The 19127-nt window shown below is 73.2% G+C and carries 16 protein-coding genes and 1 pseudogene; 9 read left to right on the top strand and 8 right to left on the bottom strand.

The genetic code is table 11. The features are described 5' to 3' along the window. Positions 1 to 12 precede the first annotated feature (12 nt). On the bottom strand, positions 13 to 279 hold the full coding sequence (locus tag AB0F61_RS14225; protein WP_357808680.1) for a DUF6457 domain-containing protein: 267 nt from the start codon (positions 277 to 279) through the stop codon (positions 13 to 15). Then, entirely contained in the window at positions 276 to 1034 is a 759-nt protein-coding gene (locus AB0F61_RS14220) for an NTP transferase domain-containing protein (RefSeq protein WP_357808973.1), read from the bottom strand. Before AB0F61_RS14220 ends, AB0F61_RS14225 begins: the two co-directional genes overlap by 4 nt. A 188-nt stretch (positions 1035 to 1222) precedes the next feature. On the opposite strand from AB0F61_RS14220, the gene fdhD reads away from it, so the two are divergent. Further along, complete coding sequence (gene fdhD, locus AB0F61_RS14215; protein ID WP_357808677.1) at positions 1223 to 2089, top strand: formate dehydrogenase accessory sulfurtransferase FdhD; 867 nt, start codon at positions 1223 to 1225, stop codon at positions 2087 to 2089. 12 nt (positions 2090 to 2101) lie between these two features. On the opposite strand, the gene AB0F61_RS14210 is transcribed toward fdhD, so the two are convergent. The 3 genes from AB0F61_RS14210 to AB0F61_RS14200 form a co-directional block, all read right to left on the bottom strand. Further along, entirely contained in the window at positions 2102 to 2818 is a 717-nt protein-coding gene (locus AB0F61_RS14210) for a GAP family protein (protein ID WP_357808674.1), read from the bottom strand. 201 nt (positions 2819 to 3019) lie between these two features. Continuing rightward, positions 3020 to 5602 (bottom strand): caspase family protein, encoded by a 2583-nt coding sequence (locus AB0F61_RS14205; RefSeq protein WP_357808671.1) that lies wholly within the window; start codon positions 5600 to 5602, stop codon positions 3020 to 3022. 217 nt (positions 5603 to 5819) lie between these two features. Further along, a complete protein-coding gene (locus tag AB0F61_RS14200) occupies positions 5820 to 6866 on the bottom strand; it encodes a DUF4192 domain-containing protein (RefSeq protein WP_357808669.1) in 1047 nt (348 codons plus the stop codon). Between the two features lie 173 nt (positions 6867 to 7039). On the opposite strand from AB0F61_RS14200, the gene AB0F61_RS14195 reads away from it, so the two are divergent. From AB0F61_RS14195 to AB0F61_RS14175, 5 genes are all read left to right on the top strand, one after another. Continuing rightward, positions 7040 to 7954, top strand: coding sequence for a fructosamine kinase family protein (locus tag AB0F61_RS14195; protein ID WP_357808667.1), 915 nt, complete (start codon positions 7040 to 7042; stop codon positions 7952 to 7954). Continuing rightward, the gene (moaA, locus tag AB0F61_RS14190) at positions 7951 to 8964 is read left to right on the top strand and encodes a GTP 3',8-cyclase MoaA (RefSeq protein ID WP_357808664.1); all 1014 of its coding nucleotides are present in this window, start codon (positions 7951 to 7953) and stop codon (positions 8962 to 8964) included. Before AB0F61_RS14195 ends, moaA begins: the two co-directional genes overlap by 4 nt. A 3-nt stretch (positions 8965 to 8967) precedes the next feature. Continuing rightward, a complete protein-coding gene (locus tag AB0F61_RS14185) occupies positions 8968 to 9222 on the top strand; it encodes a MoaD/ThiS family protein (protein ID WP_357808661.1) in 255 nt (84 codons plus the stop codon). A 10-nt stretch (positions 9223 to 9232) separates the two neighbouring features. Then, the gene (locus AB0F61_RS14180) at positions 9233 to 10480 is read left to right on the top strand and encodes a metallophosphoesterase (protein WP_357808658.1); all 1248 of its coding nucleotides are present in this window, start codon (positions 9233 to 9235) and stop codon (positions 10478 to 10480) included. Between the two features lie 61 nt (positions 10481 to 10541). Beyond that, complete coding sequence (locus AB0F61_RS14175) at positions 10542 to 13715, top strand: UvrD-helicase domain-containing protein (protein WP_357808655.1); 3174 nt, start codon at positions 10542 to 10544, stop codon at positions 13713 to 13715. A 50-nt stretch (positions 13716 to 13765) separates the two neighbouring features. On the opposite strand, the gene AB0F61_RS14170 is transcribed toward AB0F61_RS14175, so the two are convergent. Then, positions 13766 to 14407, bottom strand: coding sequence for a prepilin peptidase (locus tag AB0F61_RS14170; RefSeq protein ID WP_357808652.1), 642 nt, complete (start codon positions 14405 to 14407; stop codon positions 13766 to 13768). Positions 14408 to 14417: 10 nt separating this feature from the next. Next, complete coding sequence (locus AB0F61_RS14165) at positions 14418 to 15422, bottom strand: EamA family transporter (protein WP_357808649.1); 1005 nt, start codon at positions 15420 to 15422, stop codon at positions 14418 to 14420. Between the two features lie 424 nt (positions 15423 to 15846). Between AB0F61_RS14165 and AB0F61_RS14160 the strand changes: the two are divergent. From AB0F61_RS14160 to AB0F61_RS14150, 3 genes and pseudogenes are all read left to right on the top strand, one after another. Continuing rightward, positions 15847 to 16308 (top strand): annotated as a pseudogene (locus AB0F61_RS14160) (hypothetical protein); the annotation flags it as partial. A gap of 313 nt (positions 16309 to 16621) precedes the next feature. Further along, positions 16622 to 17056, top strand: coding sequence for a hypothetical protein (locus AB0F61_RS14155; RefSeq protein WP_357808970.1), 435 nt, complete (start codon positions 16622 to 16624; stop codon positions 17054 to 17056). A 135-nt stretch (positions 17057 to 17191) separates the two neighbouring features. Further along, complete coding sequence (locus AB0F61_RS14150) at positions 17192 to 18433, top strand: ATP-binding protein (RefSeq protein WP_357808646.1); 1242 nt, start codon at positions 17192 to 17194, stop codon at positions 18431 to 18433. A 13-nt stretch (positions 18434 to 18446) separates the two neighbouring features. Here AB0F61_RS14150 and AB0F61_RS14145 read toward each other — a convergent pair whose 3' ends face one another. Beyond that, positions 18447 to 18995, bottom strand: a complete 549-nt coding sequence (locus AB0F61_RS14145) for an N-acetyltransferase (protein ID WP_357808643.1) — start codon at positions 18993 to 18995, stop codon at positions 18447 to 18449. Between the last annotated feature and the right edge of the window lie 132 nt (positions 18996 to 19127).

The following is a 19127-nucleotide window of genomic DNA, read 5'->3' as shown; positions in this document are numbered from 1 at the left end:
GGACAGCGGCGGTCAGGGGGCCGTCGGGTCCGCCGGGTCGGCGCCCAGTTCGACAGGCCAGGAGCCGGCCAGGGCGCTGAGCCGGGCCGCGACGTCCGCCGGGTCGGCACCCCGGCCGACCGCCAGCCCCAGCAGGTACGCGGTGACCGGCGCGCCCGGCCGCAACACCTGGTGGGCGACGTCGCGGGCCACATCCAGCACCGCCTGTACGGGCACCCCGGCCGGGTCCAGATCCAGCTCGGTACAGACCGCCGTCACCCAGTCGTCCATCACCGTCATCGCGCCCACTCCTCCGCCCGGCGTACGTCCTCGTCAGTGTCGCAGTCGAACCAGGGCGGCGGGCCGTCGCCGGACCAGGGCACCTCCCGCACGACGAGCCCGGCCAGCAGCGCCCGGACCGCTGCGCCGGACAGCCTGCCGCCCCGCTCGACAGTCAGGCGGTCCAACGCGGCCCGCAGCGCCGCGACCCGCCAGACACCGCAGAGCGACTGCCGCCGACCGTCCCCATCGACGAAGCACGCCCCGTCGGGCCGCTCGCGCCCGACCAGGCCGGTGCCGACCATCGGCACGGAAGGAGAGCCACCGCCCGCCAGGGCGGCACCCTGGCCCGCGTGGGCGGCACCCTGGCCCGCGTGTGCGGCACCCTGGCCCGCGTGGGCGGCACCCTGGCCCGCGTGGGCGGCGTCGGGGTTGTCTCCGGTGAGGTGGGTCAGCAGGTCGCCGATCGCGGCGCGGGTGAGCAGCGGCAGGTCGGCGGCGAGCAGCGCGACAAGTGCGGTGTCCGGGTCGAGCAGCGCCAGCCCGGCAGCCGTCGCGGCGACCGGACCCCCGCCCGGCGGGTCCTCCCGGGTGACCCGCACGCCCTCCGGGACCTCTTCGGCCGGACCGACGAGCACCCGTGGGGTGGCGTCGCTGACGGCGGCCAGCACCCGGTCGCGCATCGACCGGCCACCGACCGGGAGCGCGGGCTTGTCCACCCCGCCCATCCGTCGGGCGGACCCACCTGCGAGCACCACGGCGGCGTACGTCTCCATCCGGCCACCGTAGCCGCGCCGACGCTCCACGGGCCGACGCTCCACGGGCCGACGCTCCACGGGCCGACGCTCCACGGGCCGACGCTCGGTCGGGGCCGCGCTGGCGCTCGGCGGCCGGTACTCGCGCTCCCGGGTGCCCGATGCCCGGTGCCGTGCGCGCGTGCCGGCGGGAGGTGGAGGATGGCGGGATGGGACGGGCAACTGATCGGCGGGGCGTACTTCGGATCGACCTCGACGCGGCGACAGTCGGGCGCGGGTCCATCCGGCGACCGGACACGCTCGCGGTGGAGGAACCGCTGGAGATCCGGGTCGGCGCGGCCGGGCCGGGCCGGCGCAAGCCCCTCGCCGTGACCATGCGTACGCCTGGTGACGACCTCGACCTGGCCATCGGGTTCCTGCTGACCGAGGGGCTGATCCGGTCGACCGACGACGTGTTGACCGCGCAGCTCTGTGCTGGCGCGGAGACACCGAACACGTACAACGTGGTGGACGTGGCACTCGCCCCCGGCGTGCCGGAACCGACCACCGACCCGTCCCGGAACTTCTACACGACCAGTTCCTGCGGAGTCTGCGGCAAGGCCAGCATCGACGCGATCCGCACCCGGTCGCAGTTTCCGGTCTCCGCCGATCCGCTCAGCGTGCCGGCCGCGCTGCTCGCCGAGCTGCCCGACCGACTGCGCGCCGCCCAGCGTGGCTTCGACCGGACCGGTGGGCTGCACGCGGCAGGTCTGTTCACCCCCGACGGAGAGCTTGTGGTGCTGCGGGAGGACGTGGGCCGGCACAACGCGGTGGACAAGGTGATCGGCTGGGCGGTGCGCGAACGTCGGCTGCCACTGGCCGGGCACCTGCTGCTGGTCTCCGGCCGGGCCAGCTTCGAGCTGACCCAGAAGGCATGGATGGCCGGGTTACCGCTGCTGGCGGCGGTGTCCGCACCGAGCACGCTCGCCGCCGAACTGGCCGACGAGGCGGGGATGACACTTGTCGGTTTCCTGCGGGGCCGGACCATGAACGTGTACACCGGGCCGCACCGGATCACGCTGGAACAGCCGGCCTGACCGGGCGGCCCGTCAGCGACCGATCCGGTCGATCAGGTCGAACAGGGCCAGCCGCGCGGCGGCATCGCGAGCGATCAGGAAGCCGGCGATGCCGAGGATCCAGCCCAACGCACCGCCCGCCTTCGAGACGATCCAGGTGTTCAGGCGGGCCAGCACCGGCTCGACAAGCGCCGGGCGGGCCACCCGGGCACCCAGCAACACCACCGCGGGCAGCACCATGACCAGGCAGTATCCGGCGAGCAACGCCACCACGGTCGCCGGGCCGACAGCCGAGGTGGCCAACAGACCCACCGCGCCGAGGTACGGGAGCATGGTCGCCACCTCGGCGAGCGCGGCCAGCAAGGCGAGCCCGACCAACCAGCGGGCCGAGGAGTCCCCAGCGGTGGCCCGGTCCCGCCAGCGCAGCACACCACCGCCGCGGGGACGTCGTTTGCCGTCGTAGCGGAAGCTGAGCGCCAGCATCGCCACGCCCAGCACGAGTTGCGCCCAGAGCACGGCCGGGTTGTCCAGGGCACCACCCAGCACGTCCGCCAATCTGCTGCCGCCCCACACCAGCAGCAGCCCAACCGCGAGGTAGAACGCCGCGATGGTAGCGAGGTAGCCCAGGATCCGCCGGGCGTTGACCGACCCGGGGGCGAGCAGCAGCCAGACCGGGATGAAGAGGGTGCCGATGCTGGTGCTGTCCACCAACGCCAGCCCGGCCAACGAGAGCAGCAGTTCCGGGGTCACTCGATCATTGTCGGCTGGCGCGCGCCCCGCCGAGTCCGCCGCGATCAGGAGAAACGCGTACATCGTTCGACGGAGGGCGCCACGTCACGCACTGACCCGTGATCGACTCGGGTTCGCTGATAGCGGGGTGTCCCGGCGCGTGGACGCCCCGACTTCCAGGAAGCCGAGTCGATCAGCTCCGGTCGCGCCGATCGATCCGGGTCACCTCCCGCGATCGGGGTGTTTTCGCCGGGAGCCGAACAGCGCGTACGCGAGCACACCCGCGCCCACGGTGCCGGTCATGACCGCCAGGTATCGGGCCAGCAGGTACTGCGCCGGCGGCGCGTAGTGGCCGCCCGCGACGACGCCAACGGCGACCGAGGCGACGACCCCGATGCCGACGGCGAGCGCCCAGACGGTCCGCCGCCCAAGGATCAGCCGCACAAGCGTGATAGCCGCCGTGACCATGAGCGCCAGCCATCCCGCGCACCACAGTGCGGTCGCCCAGTTGTGGCCGGCGCGACTGTACGACGACGTTACGTTGCCGAGGCCGACGACTGTGGAAGAGCCGTAGGAAGCGGTCCCCTGGGGTCGGATGAGGCCGAACGTGCTCGCGCTGCCGTCGGCTATGGGATCGAGTATCGCCGTCCCGGTCAGCGACACGGCGAGGGCGACGACGATGGTCAGCAGCAGACCGGGATGTCGCAGCCCGAGCCAGGCACGCTGCCGGGGCGGTCGCGTCGGACCGACCAGCGCGAACCAGAGCATCGGCGGCAGGCTGACCGCCAGTCGAAGCAGGAATCCGTTGGGGCCTTCGCTGCCGGCGTTGGCGTCGAACCACACGACGCCGCTGCGCACCACACCGTGGTCGTAGACGGTGTCACTGAACAGCGTGACAAGTGCCTGGACCAGCGTGATCGCCAGGACCGCCGCCATCCCGGCCGCCCAGCGCCACTCCTGCGCCCGCACGGCCGTAACCAGGGCGATCACCGCGACGACCGGGACGACGGCGAGCACGTTGAGGCCGAAGAAGTAGCGGGCGTCCTGCCCGACGATCACCATCTCGACGGCTTGGATGACCGCTATCAGCCCGACGGCGACGAGAGTGGCGAACATCGACGGATGCGCCACCGTGGCGGGCCACCCCCCGACCCTCGAGGCCAGGTCCGCCGGCCGCTCAGCGCGTACGCGCGGCGCGACTGCCGCTGACGTCGGCGCGGGCTCTCTCGTGGGTACCTGTCTCGGCGCTGGGATGGTTGCCGGTGCCGCGGTGGCCGCCGGGGTGGGCGCCCGAGCCGGTTCCTGACTCGGTGCCAGGACAGGTAACGGCGCCACAGCAGGGGCCGCGGCCGGCTCGGGCGGCGAGATGACCGCCGGGTCGGGCAGCGGAGCGGGCTGTGGCATGACCGGCGGGGCGGGCGGCGGGGCGGGCGGCGAGATGACCGGCAGGGGTGGCGGGGCCGCGTCGTCCAGCGCACTCGCCGCGGCGGCCCGCACACGGGCGCTGTCGTCCTCGTCGCGCAGACGGCGCAGCTCGGCCGAGGCGCGCCCGGCGAGGTTCGTGTTCGGGCCGCTGCGGAGCCGGAGCAGCGCGGCAACCGCCTCCAGGCGGAGGACCACCCGTTCGCTGGTCAGGTCGGCCAGCACCATCGCCGGCAGAGCTGCGGGCCGGACGCTGCGGGCGACGGTCAGGCTGCCCTCGACGCCGAACGTCCACTTCATCGGCGTCTGGCCCGGGGTCCGCTTACGGACCTGCCGGTAGGTGTAGTCGTAGAGTTCGTCGACCGAGATCTCGCCGTCGCCGCCAAGGTCCGCCTCGCCGGTGGCCAGCCCGTTGACCAGCGCCGTGGTGAAGACCGACGTCCCGGCCTCGGCGTGGGTCAGGTCGCCGCCCTCGAACGCGTACTCGGTCGCGCTGGACGCGGTGAGCACGATCCGGCCGGTCCCGGTGTTGAAAGCGTCGCCGATGTGGACGCTCCGGTCGGCGCGGGCCGCGACGCCCCGGTTGAAGGCGCCGCTGTAGCAGCAGTCCAACACCAGGATCACGCGCTTGGACTGGGTCCGCACGAGCTGGTCGTTGACGAACGCGGCGGCGACCCCGGTGGCGCTCAGCGATGTCAGGTCCGTGTCGCGAGCGGCCAGGTAGAGCTGGCCGAGGGGGTCCTTCACGCCGTGGCAGGAGAAATGCAGCAGCAGCAGATCGTCGCGGTCGCGGTCGGCGAAGAATGCCGCGACGCGCCGCCGGATGGTGCGCTCGTCGGCGTCCATCAGAAGCTCGACGTCGAAGCCGCCGATCGCTGGGTCGCCGAGCACCCGGGCGAGCGCGTCCGCGTCGTGGGTCGGGGCGCGCAGGGCGGCGAGCGCCGGGTCGTCGTACCGTGCGTTCGCGACCACGAGGGCCCGGCGCAGCCCGGTCATGGGCCGGCCGGGTTGGGCCATGAGTGCGGCCACGATGGGCGCGACGTCGGTGTCGGCGGCGATCTCCACGTCGACCCCGGCTACGGTCAGCCGCGCCCGTCGGCGGCGGCCGGCCGCGCGGGCAAGGCAGCCGCGAATGGCCTCCACCACCGTCGTGAGGGCCTCCACGGTCTGCACTGCGGTGACGACGATCGCGATCACGCCGAGCAGCTCGATCCCGCGGGTGCCGTCGGGCGCGCTGTCGGTCGCGGCCCTGTCGATCCGAGTCGCGCCCGCGTCGGCCAGCGCGAGCCGCAGCATTCCGCCCAGTTCGTCGACGCCAGCCGGGTCCGCATCGTCCTCGGCTGACACGACCAGCGAGAATTCGGAAACGCGGGAGGCAGTCATGCGGACCTCGCCTGGAGACGGTTGGGGGCGCGCGGAAGCAACAAACGACGCCCGACAGAGCGTAGTTGTCGATCGATGAGCGTTGTACCGCTGCTGCTGAATCCCGACAATCAGTGATCGAATCTCGGCTTTACTGATGTCGGGGTGTCCCGGCAGCGAGGACGGCCCGAGTTCCGGAAGACGGAGTCGATCAATTCCAGCCCGCCTGCGGGTCCGGTCAGCGGCGGCCACGTCGCCTCCGCTTGCGCGGTCGGATGACCCCCGGCATCCCGGCCGAGGGCCACCCGTCCAGCTCGGATGGGGGCACCCCACGCCGAAGCATGTCGTCAAGCAGCACGGCGAGCGAGTAGTCGGGGTGCAGGCTCAGCGTGCGCTCCAGGGCGACCGCCGCCAACGCCCCCTGCCCGGCGCGCCAGGCCGCGAACGCCAGCAACGCGCCTGGCGCGGCGGCCAACCTCGGCTCGGCCCGGCGCAGCACGTCGGTCCAGAGGGCGATGTCCCGGTCCCGACCGTCGGTGCGCTCCCAGGCGTGATCGCGGATCGGCAGGTGGGTCATCAGCAGGCTCAACCAGGCCACCTCGTCGTCGTCGAGCCGCTCACCGCGGCGCTGCCGGCGCTGGGCCTCGCGGACCGCCGCGACCCCGGCGGCGCACATCGTCCGGCCGCCGAGCAGGTCACTCGCGGGTGCCTGCTCAAGCAGCTCGGCCAGGCGCAGCTCGGCTCGGGCGGTGGCCGCCCGCACCGCGTCCCGGGCCGGGCCGTCCACCGGTGCCACCTGCGCCACGAGGGCGGCCCGGTCGGGGAGCGCGACCTGGCCGGCGAAGACCGCCGAGGCGGTCACCGGGTTGGCGGACGGGTCGTAGCGCCGACCCTCGGGCGGGCAGCAGTCGGGCTCGGTGCAGAGATAGGACCACCACCGGCCCTCGGTCACCCGCAACGCGTCGAGCACCTCCAGCCCGGCGGCGGTCAGTGCGGCGCGCACCGCGTCCACGGCCGGCGTCACCCGATCGGGTGGCCCGTAACCGACAACGGTGGCGGCCTCCGCGCCCTGGCGGCGGATCACGCCGGCCAGGTGCCGGGCCCGCTCGACCAGATCAGCCGACGGCTCGGGCAGGTCCGCGCGAGCGGCGAAGATGATCTGCCGCCCGAGCAACGCCACAGCGACCACACTGTCGGTGGGATGGAAGCCGAGCAGGTACGGCACGGCGGCGATCAGATCGGCGGGGGAGCGGACGGCGAGCTCGGGGCGTTCGGTCGAGGTCATGCCGGAAGCCTGCGGCGGGTCTGCCCGGCTCAACAGACCCTGTGGACGACACACGGTTTATCCACAGTTACTGAGTGTGTTTTTCCTGCTCATTGCGTATCCACGGATGCCGAAAGAGGGCCGATGTCCTCGGGCGGCACCGTGGCGTCACAGGGAGCGGTTACCGTGCGCTGATGGACCTGGCGTACCTGCGCGCGCATCCGGCACACCTGCCGACCTTCCGGACCCATCAGCGGATCCGGGAGACGCCGGTCGCCGGTGGGCACATCTGCGCCGCCGCCCGGCTCACCCTCGACGACGGCCACTCCGTTTTCGCCAAATCCTGGCCCGAGGGGGCCGACCGGCCCGCCCCGGAGGGTTTCTTCGCCGCCGAGGCGGCCGGGCTGCGCTGGCTGCGGGAGGCCGGCGCTATCCCCGTACCCGAGGTGATCGTGGCGTTGCCGGGCCTGCTGGCGCTCGACTGGGTGGAGCCCGGCGAGCCGACGCCGGAGGCCGCGGAACGCTTCGGCCGGGAGCTGGCCGACCTGCACCGGGCGGGCTCACCCACCTTCGGTGCGGCCTGGCCGGGTTTCATCGGGTCGCTCCCCCAGGACAACACCCCCACCGACGGGCCCTGGTCGACGTGGTTCGCCGAGCGACGCCTCGTCCCCTACCTGCGCCGCTCGGTCGACGGCGGCGCGCTGACCGGCGCCGACGCCACAGTCATCGAGCAGGTGATCGGTCGGCTCGACGGGCTCGGCGGCGACGAGCCTCCGTCGCGCATCCACGGCGACCTGTGGCCTGGCAACGTGCTCTGGGGGGCCGCCGACCGGGCCTGGCTGATCGACCCGGCGGCGCACGGCGGGCACCGGGAGACGGATCTGGCCCAGCTCGCCCTCTTCGGCGGCATCCCCCACCTGGATCGGGTGCTGGCCGCCTATCGGGAGAGTTGGCCGCTGCCGGACGGCTGGCGGGAGCGGGTGCCACTGCACCAACTGCATCTGCTGCTCGTGCACACCGCGCTCTTCGGCGGCGGCTACCGGGACGCGGTCCTCCAGACCGCCCGCGCCGTCCCGGCCGGGGTCGAACGCGCTACGGTCGACAGGTGAGCGTCACCCCGGGGACCGATGGCGTCCTCGTCGACCGGTACGGCCGCGTCGCCCGTGACCTACGCGTGTCCCTCACCGACAAGTGCAACCTGCGCTGCACCTACTGCATGCCGGCGGAAGGGCTGCCCTGGCTGGCCGGCCCCGATCTGCTGACCGACGAGGAGATCGTCCGGCTGGTCCGGGTGGCAGTCGAGCGGCTCGGTGTGACCGAGGTGCGGTTCACCGGCGGCGAGCCGCTGATCCGGCCCGGCCTGGTCGGCATCGTCACCCAGGTGGCCGCGTTGCGGCCCCGCCCCCGGGTCTCGCTGACCACCAACGGCATCGGGCTCGACAAGCTGGCCCCGGCGCTGCGCACGGCTGGCCTGGACCGGGTGAACGTCTCACTTGACACTCTGGACCCGGCCCGGTTCACCCGACTCACCCGCCGTCCCCGCCTCGACGCGGTGCTGGCCGGGCTCGCCGGGGCGGCCGCCGCCGGGCTCAACCCCGTGAAAATCAACTCTGTGCTGATGCGCGGTGTCAACGAGGACGAGGCCCCGGCCCTGCTCCGCTTCGCCGTCGACCACGACTACCAGTTGCGGATCATCGAGCAGATGCCGTTGGACGCCCAGCACGGCTGGGACCGCGACACCATGGTCACCGCCGAGGAGATCCTGACCTCCCTGCGTACCGTCTTCGATCTCAGCCCCGACCCGACCGAGCGCGGCGCGGCACCGGCGGAGACCTGGCTTGTCGACGGAGGCCCGGCCCGGGTCGGCGTGATCGCCAGCGTCACCAGACCCTTCTGCGGGGACTGCGACCGCACCCGGCTCACCGCGGACGGCCAGGTCCGCGCCTGCCTCTTCGCCACCGAGGAGTCCGACCTACGCGCGGCGCTGCGCACCGGCGCGGACGACGACGAGTTGGCCCGCCGCTGGCGCACCGCGATGTGGGGCAAGCGGCCCGGGCACGGCATCGACGACCCGTCCTTCCTCCAGCCGACCCGGCCGATGTCCGCGATCGGAGGTTGAGGCGTGACCCCGACATCGCTGACCGTCCGCTACTTCGCGGGCGCCCGCGCCGCTGCCGGGCACGCCGAGGAGGTCCTGCCCGCCGGCCGGTCACTCGACGACCTCACCGCCGAACTGGTGCGGCGACACGGCGATCGACTCGCCGCCGTGCTGCGAGCGGCGAGCTTCCTGGTAAACGGCGTCACCTGCCATGATCGTGAAGCACCCCTGCCGGCCGGGGCCACGATCGACGTTCTGCCCCCGTTCGCGGGCGGCTGAGGAGGCGCACATGTTTGCGGTTCTGGGGTTCGTGGGCGTCCTGGCGCTGACCACCGGTCTCATCCACCTCTACCTGTGGAAGCGGCTCGTTCGGGACACCACCAACCCGGGCCGCTGGCGGCGGGTCGGCTCGATCGCCGCCCTGGTACTGGCGCTGCTCGTGCCGGCCACCCTCGCCGGGACGCAGGCCGGGCTCTACTGGCTCGCCTGGCCGGGCTACCTGTGGCTCGCCCTGATGTTCTACCTGCTCGTCGTGCTCGCCGTCCTCGAAGTGCCGATGCTCGTCACCCGGCTGGTGCTGCGCCGCCGGCTCGCCACCGCCGAGCCGACCACCGCCGCGCCCGAGCCGGTGCTGGTCGGCGCCGCCGGGCCGCCCGAGCCGCCGGCTGCCGAGGCCGTCACGGCCCCGGACCACGACCCGGCCCGCCGGCTGCTGCTGGCCCGTGGGGCGGCCATCTTCGCCGGCCTCACCGCCGCCGGCATCACCGGGTACGGCGTGCGAACCGCCCTCGGCCCGCCACGCCTCGACCGGGTGCAGATCCCCCTCGCCAAGCTCCCCCGCAGCATGGACGGCCTGCGCATCGCGACCGTCTCCGACATCCACCTCGGCCCGCTGCGCGGCCGGGCACACACCGAGCGGATCGTCGCCGCGATCAACCGCCTCGACGCCGACCTGGTCGCGGTTGTCGGGGACCTGGTCGACGGCTCGGTCGCCGAGCTCGGCCCTGCCGCCGCACCGCTGCGCGACCTCCGCTCCCGGTACGGCAGCTTCTTCGTCACCGGCAACCACGAGTACTACTCCGGGGTGGAGGAGTGGGTCCAGGAGGTCGACCGGCTCGGCCTGCGGGTGCTCCAGAACCAGCGGCAGGAGATCCGGGCCCGGGGCGGTGTGCTCGACCTGGCCGGCGTGAACGACCTGGACGCCACCGGGAGCACCGGCCTCGCCGCCGGGCCCGACTTCGCCGCCGCTCTCGGTGACCGCGACCCGAGCCGTCCGGTGGTGCTGCTCGCCCACCAGCCGCTGGCGGCGGTCGAGGCCGCCAGCTACGACGTCGACCTGCAACTGTCCGGGCACACCCACGGTGGGCAGATGGTGCCGTTCAACCTGATCGTCCGCACGGCGCAGCCGGTGGTGAGCGGCCTCGGCGAGGTCGACGGCACCAAGGTCTACGTGACAAATGGCGCCGGCTTCTGGGGGCCGCCGGTCCGGGTCGGGGCGGAGCCGCAGATCAGTCTGGTGGAGTTGCGCTCGGCATAGCGGACGTCACGTCCGCGCGTGGCGGCCGGCGGTCGGCGCGGCGGGCGTGACAGGATGCGGCGTGCCCCCGTTCAGTGCCGTACCCTCCGGTGGCCTCTCGCCATTCGTCGCGGACCTGCACATCCACTCGAAATACTCGCGCGCGTGCAGCCGCGACCTCACGCTGCCGAACCTCGGGTGGTGGGCGCGTCGTAAGGGCATCGGTCTGCTCGGCACCGGCGACTTCACCCACCCCGCCTGGTACGACCACCTGCGGGAGACCCTGCGCCCGGCGGAGCCGGGGTTGTACCGGCTCGACGCCGAGGCGGAGCGGGACATCGCCCGGCGGCTGCCGCCCCGACTCGCCGACGCGGCGGAGGCGGACCCGGTCCGGTTCATGCTGAGCGTGGAGATCTCCACGATCTACAAGCGGGACGACCGGACCCGCAAGGTGCATCACCTGATCTACCTGCCGGATCTCGACGCGGTGGCGCGGTTCAACACCGCCCTCGGCCGGATCGGCAACCTCGGCTCGGACGGCCGGCCGATCCTCGGTCTGGACTCCCGCGACCTGCTGGAGATCACCCTGGAGGCCAGCCCGGACGGCTACCTGGTCCCGGCGCACATCTGGACGCCGTGGTTCTCCGCGCTGGGCTCGAAATCCGGCTTCGACGCGATCGCGGACTGTTACGCCGACCTGGCCGACCACATCTTCGCCGTGGAGACCGGCCTCTCCTCCGACCCGGCGATGAACTGGCGGGTCGGCAGCCTGGACGGCTACCAACTGGTGTCCAACTCGGACGCGCACTCGCCGCCGGCACTGGGCCGGGAGGCGACAGTGCTGACCGCCGAACGGGACTACTTCGCCGTCCGGGAGGCGCTGCGCACCGGTGACGGTCTGGCCGGCACCATCGAGTTCTTCCCGGAGGAGGGCAAGTACCACGCGGACGGGCACCGACTCTGCGGGGTCAACTGGTCCCCGGAGCGCACCCGGGCCGCCGGCGGGCGCTGCCCCGAGTGCGGCAAGCCGCTCACCGTGGGCGTCCTCAGCCGGATCGAGGAGCTGGCCGACCGGCCGGTGGGGCACCGGCCGGCGCAGGCCCGGGACGTCACCCACCTGGTTCCGCTTGCCGAGATCCTCGGTGAGATCAACAAGGTGGGCGCCCGGTCGAAGAAGGTCGAGGGGCGACTCAACGAGCTGCTCGCCGCGCTCGGCCCGGAGCTGGAGATCCTGACCACGACGCCGCTTGCCGAGATCGCGCAGGCCGGCGGCGAGCTGCTCGCGGAGGGCATCGGGCGGCTGCGACGCGGCGAGGTGCGCCGGGTGCCGGGCTACGACGGCGAGTACGGGGTGATCACGCTCTTCGACCCGGCCGAGTTGGGCGCGCAGGAGACGCTGTTCGACGTACCGGTGCCGGCGCAGCGCCGACCCGCGGAGTCGGCTCCCCGGGTCCCGGCCAAGCGCCCGGCGGCGAAGGCGGAGCCGAAGCGGAAGCCGGTCCCGGCTCCCGCGCCCCCGATCGCGCCGCCGCCGTCTCCGCACGAGCCGTTCGAGCCGATGCTGTCCGGCATGGAGGAGGTCGGCACCGGCCTGCTGGACCGGCTGGACGCCATGCAGCGGGTGGCTGCCTCCGCACCGGGAGGGCCGCTGCTGATCGTGGCCGGGCCGGGCACCGGCAAGACCAGGACACTCACGCACCGGATCGCGTACCTCTGCGCGGAGCTGAACGTCTTCCCCGAGCACTGTCTCGCGATCACGTTCACCCGCCGGGCCGCCGAGGAGCTGCGGCACCGCCTCGACGGCCTGCTCGGTCCGGTGGCCGAGGACGTCACGGTGGGCACGTTCCACGCGCTGGGCCTGACCATCCTGCGGGAGAACGCCGACGCGGCGGGATTGCCGGCCGACTTTCGCATCGCCGACGACACCGAACGGGCGGCGGCCCGCACCGAAGCCGGCGACGACAGCACCGCGTACGTGTCGCTGTTGCGCAAGCAGGACCTGGTCGACCTGGACGAACTGGTGACCCTGCCGGTGGAGCTGCTGCGAGCCGACCGGAAGTTGGTCGAACGGTACCGGGACCGCTGGCGGTGGATCTTCGTCGACGAGTACCAGGACGTCGACGAAGTGCAGTACGAGCTGCTGCGGCTGCTCAGCCCGGCGGACGGCAACCTCTGCGCGATCGGCGACCCGGACCAGGCGATCTACTCGTTCCGGGGTGCCGACGTCGGCTACTTCCTGCGTTTCTCCGAGGATTTCACTGACGCCCGCCTGGTCCGGCTCAACCGCAACTACCGCTCGTCGGCGCCGATCCTGGCCGCCGCCGTGCAGGCCATCGCACCGTCGTCGCTGGTCCGTGGCCGGCGGCTGGATCCGGCCCGACTCGACCCGGAGGCCCCGCTGGTCGGGCGCTATCCGGCCGCGTCGGTCGCCGAGGAGGCCGACTTCGTGGTGCGGACGGTCGACGAGCTGGTCGGCGGGCTGTCCCACCGGTCGCTGGACTCGGGCCGGATCGACGGCCGGTCCACCTCGCTGTCCTTCTCCGACATCGCCGTGCTGTACCGCACCGACGCGCAGGCCGCGCCGATCGTCGATGCCCTGGCCCGCGCCAACATCCCGGTGCAGAAGCGTTCACACGACCGGCTGCGGGACCGGCCCGGGGTGGCGGCCATCGCCCGGGAGTTGCGGCACGCCGACGGGTTGGCCGGGTCGCTGGCCGCCCGGGTGCGGTTGGCCGGTCAGGTGGTCGCCGAGCGGTTCGCGGTGCCCACCCTGGATGGCACCGGCACGGTACGCCCCGAGGCCGTCCGCTCGGCCGTCGACCTGCTCACCCCGCTGGCCCGACGGTGCGGCGACGACCTTGAGGCGTTCCTGTCGCAACTGTCCACCGGCGCGGAGGTGGACGCGCTCGACCCCCGCGCGGAGGCGGTCACGCTGCTCACCCTGCACGCGGCGAAGGGCCTGGAGTTCCCGGTGGTCTTCCTGGTCGGCGTCGAGGACGGGTTGCTGCCGCTGCGCTGGCCGGGCTCGACGCCCGACGAGGACGCGGTCGCCGAGGAGCGCCGGCTCTTCTTCGTCGGCCTGACCCGGGCCCAGGACCGGCTGTACGTCAGTCACGCCGCCCGCCGCACCCGGCACGGCGCGGAACGCGACTGCGCCCCGTCGCCGTTCCTGGACGTGATCGATCCGGGCCTGTTCGAACGCTTCGGTGCGGCCGAGCCGCGTCGCCCGAAGGACCGCCAGCTCCGGTTGATCTGACGCCCCTCTCCCCAGGCGAACTGACGCTTCCGGTCGCCGGGTGGGGGTGCTCAGGCTTGCAGCACGGCCAGCCAGGCCCCGGCGAGCAGGGCCGGACCGAGTGGCAGCAGGGTGTCCCGGCGCACCCGCCCGGCCGCGAGCAGGCCGAGCACCAGACCACCGTGCAGCAGGTGTGGCAGGACCAGCCCGACGATCAGGGCGTCCCGGCCCAGCCAGCCGAGTGGCAGGCCGAGAACTGCCGCGAGCTTCACGTCCCCGAACCCCAGCCGGGAGCCCGGCAGCACTGCCAGCAGCACGTGCGCCACGCCGGCGACCGCCGCGCCGGCCAGCGCGCCGAGCAGCGGCGCGACCTCGCTGGACAGCATCGCCGCAGCGGTCAGGCCGCCGAGGGCCAGCACCCCGGCGGCGAGCACCAGCGGGTCGGGTAGCCGCAGGCAGGCCAGGTCGACCCGGGCCAGCACCAGCCCCACCGCCGCCACCGCGAGGAAGACCGGCAGGGCGGGGTCGTCATGCCGGGCGACCGCGAGCCCGGCGAACACAGCCGCCGCCAGCGATGCACTGAGCCACGCCCCGGCGGCACTCCGGGGTCGCGGCCGGATCGGGGCGGTGGTGAAGCATCGGGCCAGCCGGGGGACGACGAGGCCGACGAGCGCGCCGAGCAGCACGACCGGCACCAGCGCGGTGGCCGACATGGGCCGGACGTTACCGCCGGCCGCGCACCGGCGCCGCCCCGGATCGTGCTGCCGCGCCCGCCCGGCGCGGCCGTTCGGTGCTCACCACCAGAGCAACGCCGGCAACGATCACCGCACCACCGAGCAGCACCTGTGCGGTGATCGGCTCGGCTACCAGCAGTGCGCCGAGCGCGACCGCGACCGCCGGGTTGACGTAGGCGTACGTCGACACCAGCGAGATGGGCGCGTTGTGCAGCAGCCAGACGTACGCGGTGAAGGCGACAAGTGAGCCGGCCACCATGAGGTAGCCCAGCGCCAGCCAGGATCGGGTGCTGACCTCCGCCGGGTGAAAATCGTTCAGCTCGCCCCGACCGGCGGCGACGACGGCCAGCACCAGCGCGCCGGCCATCATCTCGTACACCGTGGCCACGAACGGGTCGGCGGGCATCCGGATCCGGCCGGACAGGAACGACCCGACCGACCAGGCGATGGACCCCACGACCACGACCAGTGCCCCGAGCAGCGGCACCGCGTCCGCGCTGCCCGCGGGCAGCACCAGCAGGATCAAGCCGACGAAGCCCAGGGTGACCCCGGCGAACGTCCAGACCGGCGGCCGGTCCCCGGTGCCGGTGCGCAACAGCACCACGAGCAGTGGCACGGTCGCCACCAGCAGTGCGGCGATCCCGGACGGCACCGCCACTCCGGGCGGCCCGGATTCGGCGAGTACCACCAGTCCGTTGCCGCCGGCGAGCAGGAGCACCCCGACCAGCGCCGCCGAGCCGAGTTGCCGCAGGCCCACCCGCAGCGCGCCGGGGCCTCGGCGCAGCCGCAGCACCACCGCCAGGACCAGACCGGCGACGGCGAACCGCAGTGCGGCCGACAGCAGCGCGGGCAGCGTCTCCACGGCGATCCGAATAGCCAGGTAGGTGGACCCCCAGAGCAGGTAGACCACGATCAACGCGGTCCAGATCAGGGTCGGCGAGATGTTTGCGCGGCGGTCGACGACGGCTGCCGCGCTCGGTGGAGGTGAGGTCATCAGTGGACCACGCTACGGTGGCGTCGGAGTCGGCGTCGCGTACCGGTGGCCGGACTCACCACTTGTGCAGGAGGGCGGCATGACCAACTACGGACCACCCGGAGGCGGCAACCCGGGCCCGTGGCGCGGGCAGCGACCGGACGAGACGCCCGGCCGGTCGGTGCAGCAGCCCTACCCGCCAGCGCCCGAGCCCTACCCGCCGGCGGGCCCGTCGTACCCAGCGCCGGGCCAGTCGTATCCGCCGCCAGGTCAGTCGTATCCGCCGACGGACCCGTCGTACCCGCCGCCGGGCCAGTCGTATCCGCAGCCGGGTCAGGGACGACCCGGGCCGTACGGTGGCGCGTACCAGCCGGCCGGGACGAATCCTGCGTACGACGGGCAGCCGTACCGGCCCGACGAGAACCCGTACGGCCCGGACCCCACACCGGCACCGGGCCGGCGTGGTCGGGGGCCGCTGATCGCGGTGCTGGCCGTCGTACTGCTGCTGGTGGCCGTCGGTGGGGCGTTCTGGCTCCGTCGCGGCCCAGACGATCCGGCTCCGGTGGCCGCACCGGCCAACTCGACCGCCGCTGTGGAGCCCAGTGCGGACGCCGACGGGGCCCAGCCCGTACCGAGCGCCCCGGCGCCGGAATCGTCGGCCGATCCCCGGTTCGCGAAGGTTGGTCAGTGCGTCCGCAACGAGGCCGCGGCGGGCGGCAAGCCCAAGCTGCTGATCAGCGAGTGCGTCGCGAAGTCGTACGAGGTGTTGAGCCGGATCGACGGCGCGACAAGCGGCGAGCGCGACGCCGAGGCCAAGTGCGAAAAGGTCCAGGGTTACACCAACTGGTACTTCTTCGACAGTGAGCTGGACACTCTCGACTTCGTCCTCTGCCTGAAACAACGCTGAGACCACCCACCCCGGGGATGACATGACGACCTACGGACCAGCGGGCTCCGAGCAGCCGGACGACCCGTACCAGCGCCCGCCCACCGACGGCCCGCCAGCGGTCGACCCGACCCTGCCCCAGTGGAGCGCCCCGCCGCCCGTCGAGGATCCGGCCAGGCAGCAGTGGGGCCCGCCGCCACCACCCGCACCGACGTGGGGTCAGCCGCCCTCTCCCGGCCCGGGCCACCCGCCACCGGGTCCGTTCCCACCGGCTGGGCCGATGCCGGGTCAGCCGCCCGCACCGTGGGGTCAGCCGCCGCCCGGCGGTTACGGGATGCCACCCGTCGCGCCGGTGAACAGGACCGGCCGCAACGTCGCCCTCATCGTCGCGCTCGTGGTGCTGCTCGTGCTCTGCCCGTGCCTCGGCCTGGCCGGTTGGGCGGTCTGGCGGGTCGCCGACGCCGGCAACGACCAGCGCACGCCGTCGACGAGCGCGCCGGTCGCGCCCCGCGACCTACCGAGGTCGGCCGCGCCGGCCCCCGATGACGAGTTCGCCACGGGCGACTGCCTGGTGAACGAGGGCACCGAGCAGGAGGCGGAGTTGCGCAAGGTGCCGTGCGGCCCGAACACCTATCAGGTGTTGCTGCGGATCCCGGCGACCACCGACGGGGACCAGTGTGAGGCGCTGGCACCCCAGGCGACAGCGAACTATGTGCACGACAACGCGGTCGACCTGTTCGACTACGTCCTGTGCCTGAAGAAGCAGTAACCCGATTGCCATAACTAGGGCTGTCTAGCGTGGACGCTAGACAGCCCTAGTTTTTTGTCGACGGCCTCGACACGCCGATAGCCCCATCTATCCATGTCTAGCCTCGCAGCTAGACGGCCCGATACTCTGCGATGCGTGGATCCGGTCCGCAACCCGTACGCGCCGGGCGCCGGCCAGCGTCCGCCCGAACTCGCCGGGCGGGGGCGGGAGCTGGACGTCTTCGACATCGTGCTCGAACGCATCGCACGGGGACGACCCGAACGCAGCCTGATGCTCACCGGGCTACGTGGGGTCGGCAAGACGGTCCTGCTCAACACCCTCCGGTCGCAGGCGATCAACCACCTCTGGGGCAGCGGCAAGATCGAGGCACGACCGGATCAGTCGTTGCGCCGCCCGGTCGCCGCCGCGCTGCACATGGCGGTCCGCGAGCTGGCGCCCCGACACCGCGCACCCGACCGGATCGACGCGTTCCTCGGCGTTCTCAAGGCGTTCGCCCAACGGTCCACCCCGACCGGCCGGGCCGGCACCGCCCCGAAGCTGCGCGACAGGTGGCAACCCGGCATCGACGTGCCAGCCGCCAGCGGCCGGGCCGACTCCGGCGACATCGAGATCGACCTGGTCGAGTTGCTCAGTGACGCCGCCGCGGTGGCCAGTGACGTCGGCACCGGCATCGCCATCTTCATCGACGAGATGCAGGATCTCGGCCCGGAGGACGTGTCGGCGCTCTGCGCGGCCTGCCACGAGCTGTCGCAACTCGGCGCGCCGCTGATCGTCGTCGGCGCCGGCCTCCCGCACCTGCCAGCGGTGCTCAGCGCGGCCAAGTCGTACTCCGAACGGCTGTTCCGCTACCAGCGCATCGACCGGCTCGACCGGATCGCCGCCGACCAGGCGCTCTGCGCACCGGCGGAGCGCGAGGACGTCGAGTACGAGCAGAAGGCACTCGACCTGCTCTACGAGAAGTCCGGCGGCTATCCCTACTTCGTCCAGGCGTACGGCAAGGCGACCTGGGACCACGCGCCGCGCTCGCCGATCACCGCCGCGGACGTGCGGGTCGCCGCACCCGAGGCGGAAGCCGAGCTGGCGGTGGGCTTCTTCGGCTCCCGTTTCGAGCGGGCCACCCCCGCCGAACGCGAGTACATGCGGGCGATGGCGATGATGTCAGCGGTCGAGGACGAGTCCGGGGCGGTGATCCGCGACGACATGGACGCCGCGGTGCCCACCGCCGAGATCGCCCGGGCCCTCGGCCGCAAGCCCGCAAGCCTCTCCCCGGCCCGGGACGCGCTGATCAAGAAGGGGCTCATCTACTCCGGTGAGCGGGGCACCGTCGCCTTCACGGTGCCGCACTTCGGCAGGTACCTGCGCACCCAGCCGGCCTGACCACCGACCGTGGTCAGACCTTCGACCAAGGCGCCGGAAAGAGCACCTCGCCGCGGGGCGGGGGGCCTTCCTCGCTGGTGGACGGCGGCAGCACCAACGCCTGCCAGGGCTCACCGAGACCAGCCCACGGACTGGTCAGGCCCAGCTCCGTCGCGGGGCTGAAGCCGAACCGGCGATAGAACGCCGGGTCGCCGAGGACCACGACCAGCCGCTCACCCAGCTCGGTGGACGCGTCCAGGGCTGCCTGCACGACCGCCGTGCCGTGCCCGACGCGCTGTCGGTGCGGCGCGACCGCCACCGGACCGAGCGCCAGCGCGGGCACGTCCGAGCCCCGCTCCGGGCGCACCCGCACCCGGGTGAGCAGCGCGTACCCGACCACCTCGCCGCCGTACTCGGCGACCATCGCGAGCCGCGGCAGCCAGGCGGCGGTGCCGCGCAACTCGTCGACCAGGCCCACCTCCGGCGGCGTCGCCACGTCGGGGCGGGCGAAGGCGGTGGCCAGCACGCGGCGCAGCGGACCGGCGTCGGCCGGGTCCTCGGGGCGTAGCCGCAGCGTGGTCACCCGCGCGACGTTACCCGCCACGGCCGGTCCATCCGTGACTGTCGCTCGAATCGGCGTGGCGCAGGTGTATGAACACCGATCTGATCCGACCGTTGGCGGGGTAGCAAACGCCGCGAGGGGGTATGACTGATC

This window comes from Micromonospora sp. NPDC023888 (assembly GCF_040639415.1).
In the GTDB taxonomy this organism is placed as follows: domain Bacteria; phylum Actinomycetota; class Actinomycetes; order Mycobacteriales; family Micromonosporaceae; genus Micromonospora.
The sequence above is the reverse complement of the archived record's forward strand: the minus strand, read 5'-3'. Positions and strand labels throughout refer to the sequence as shown.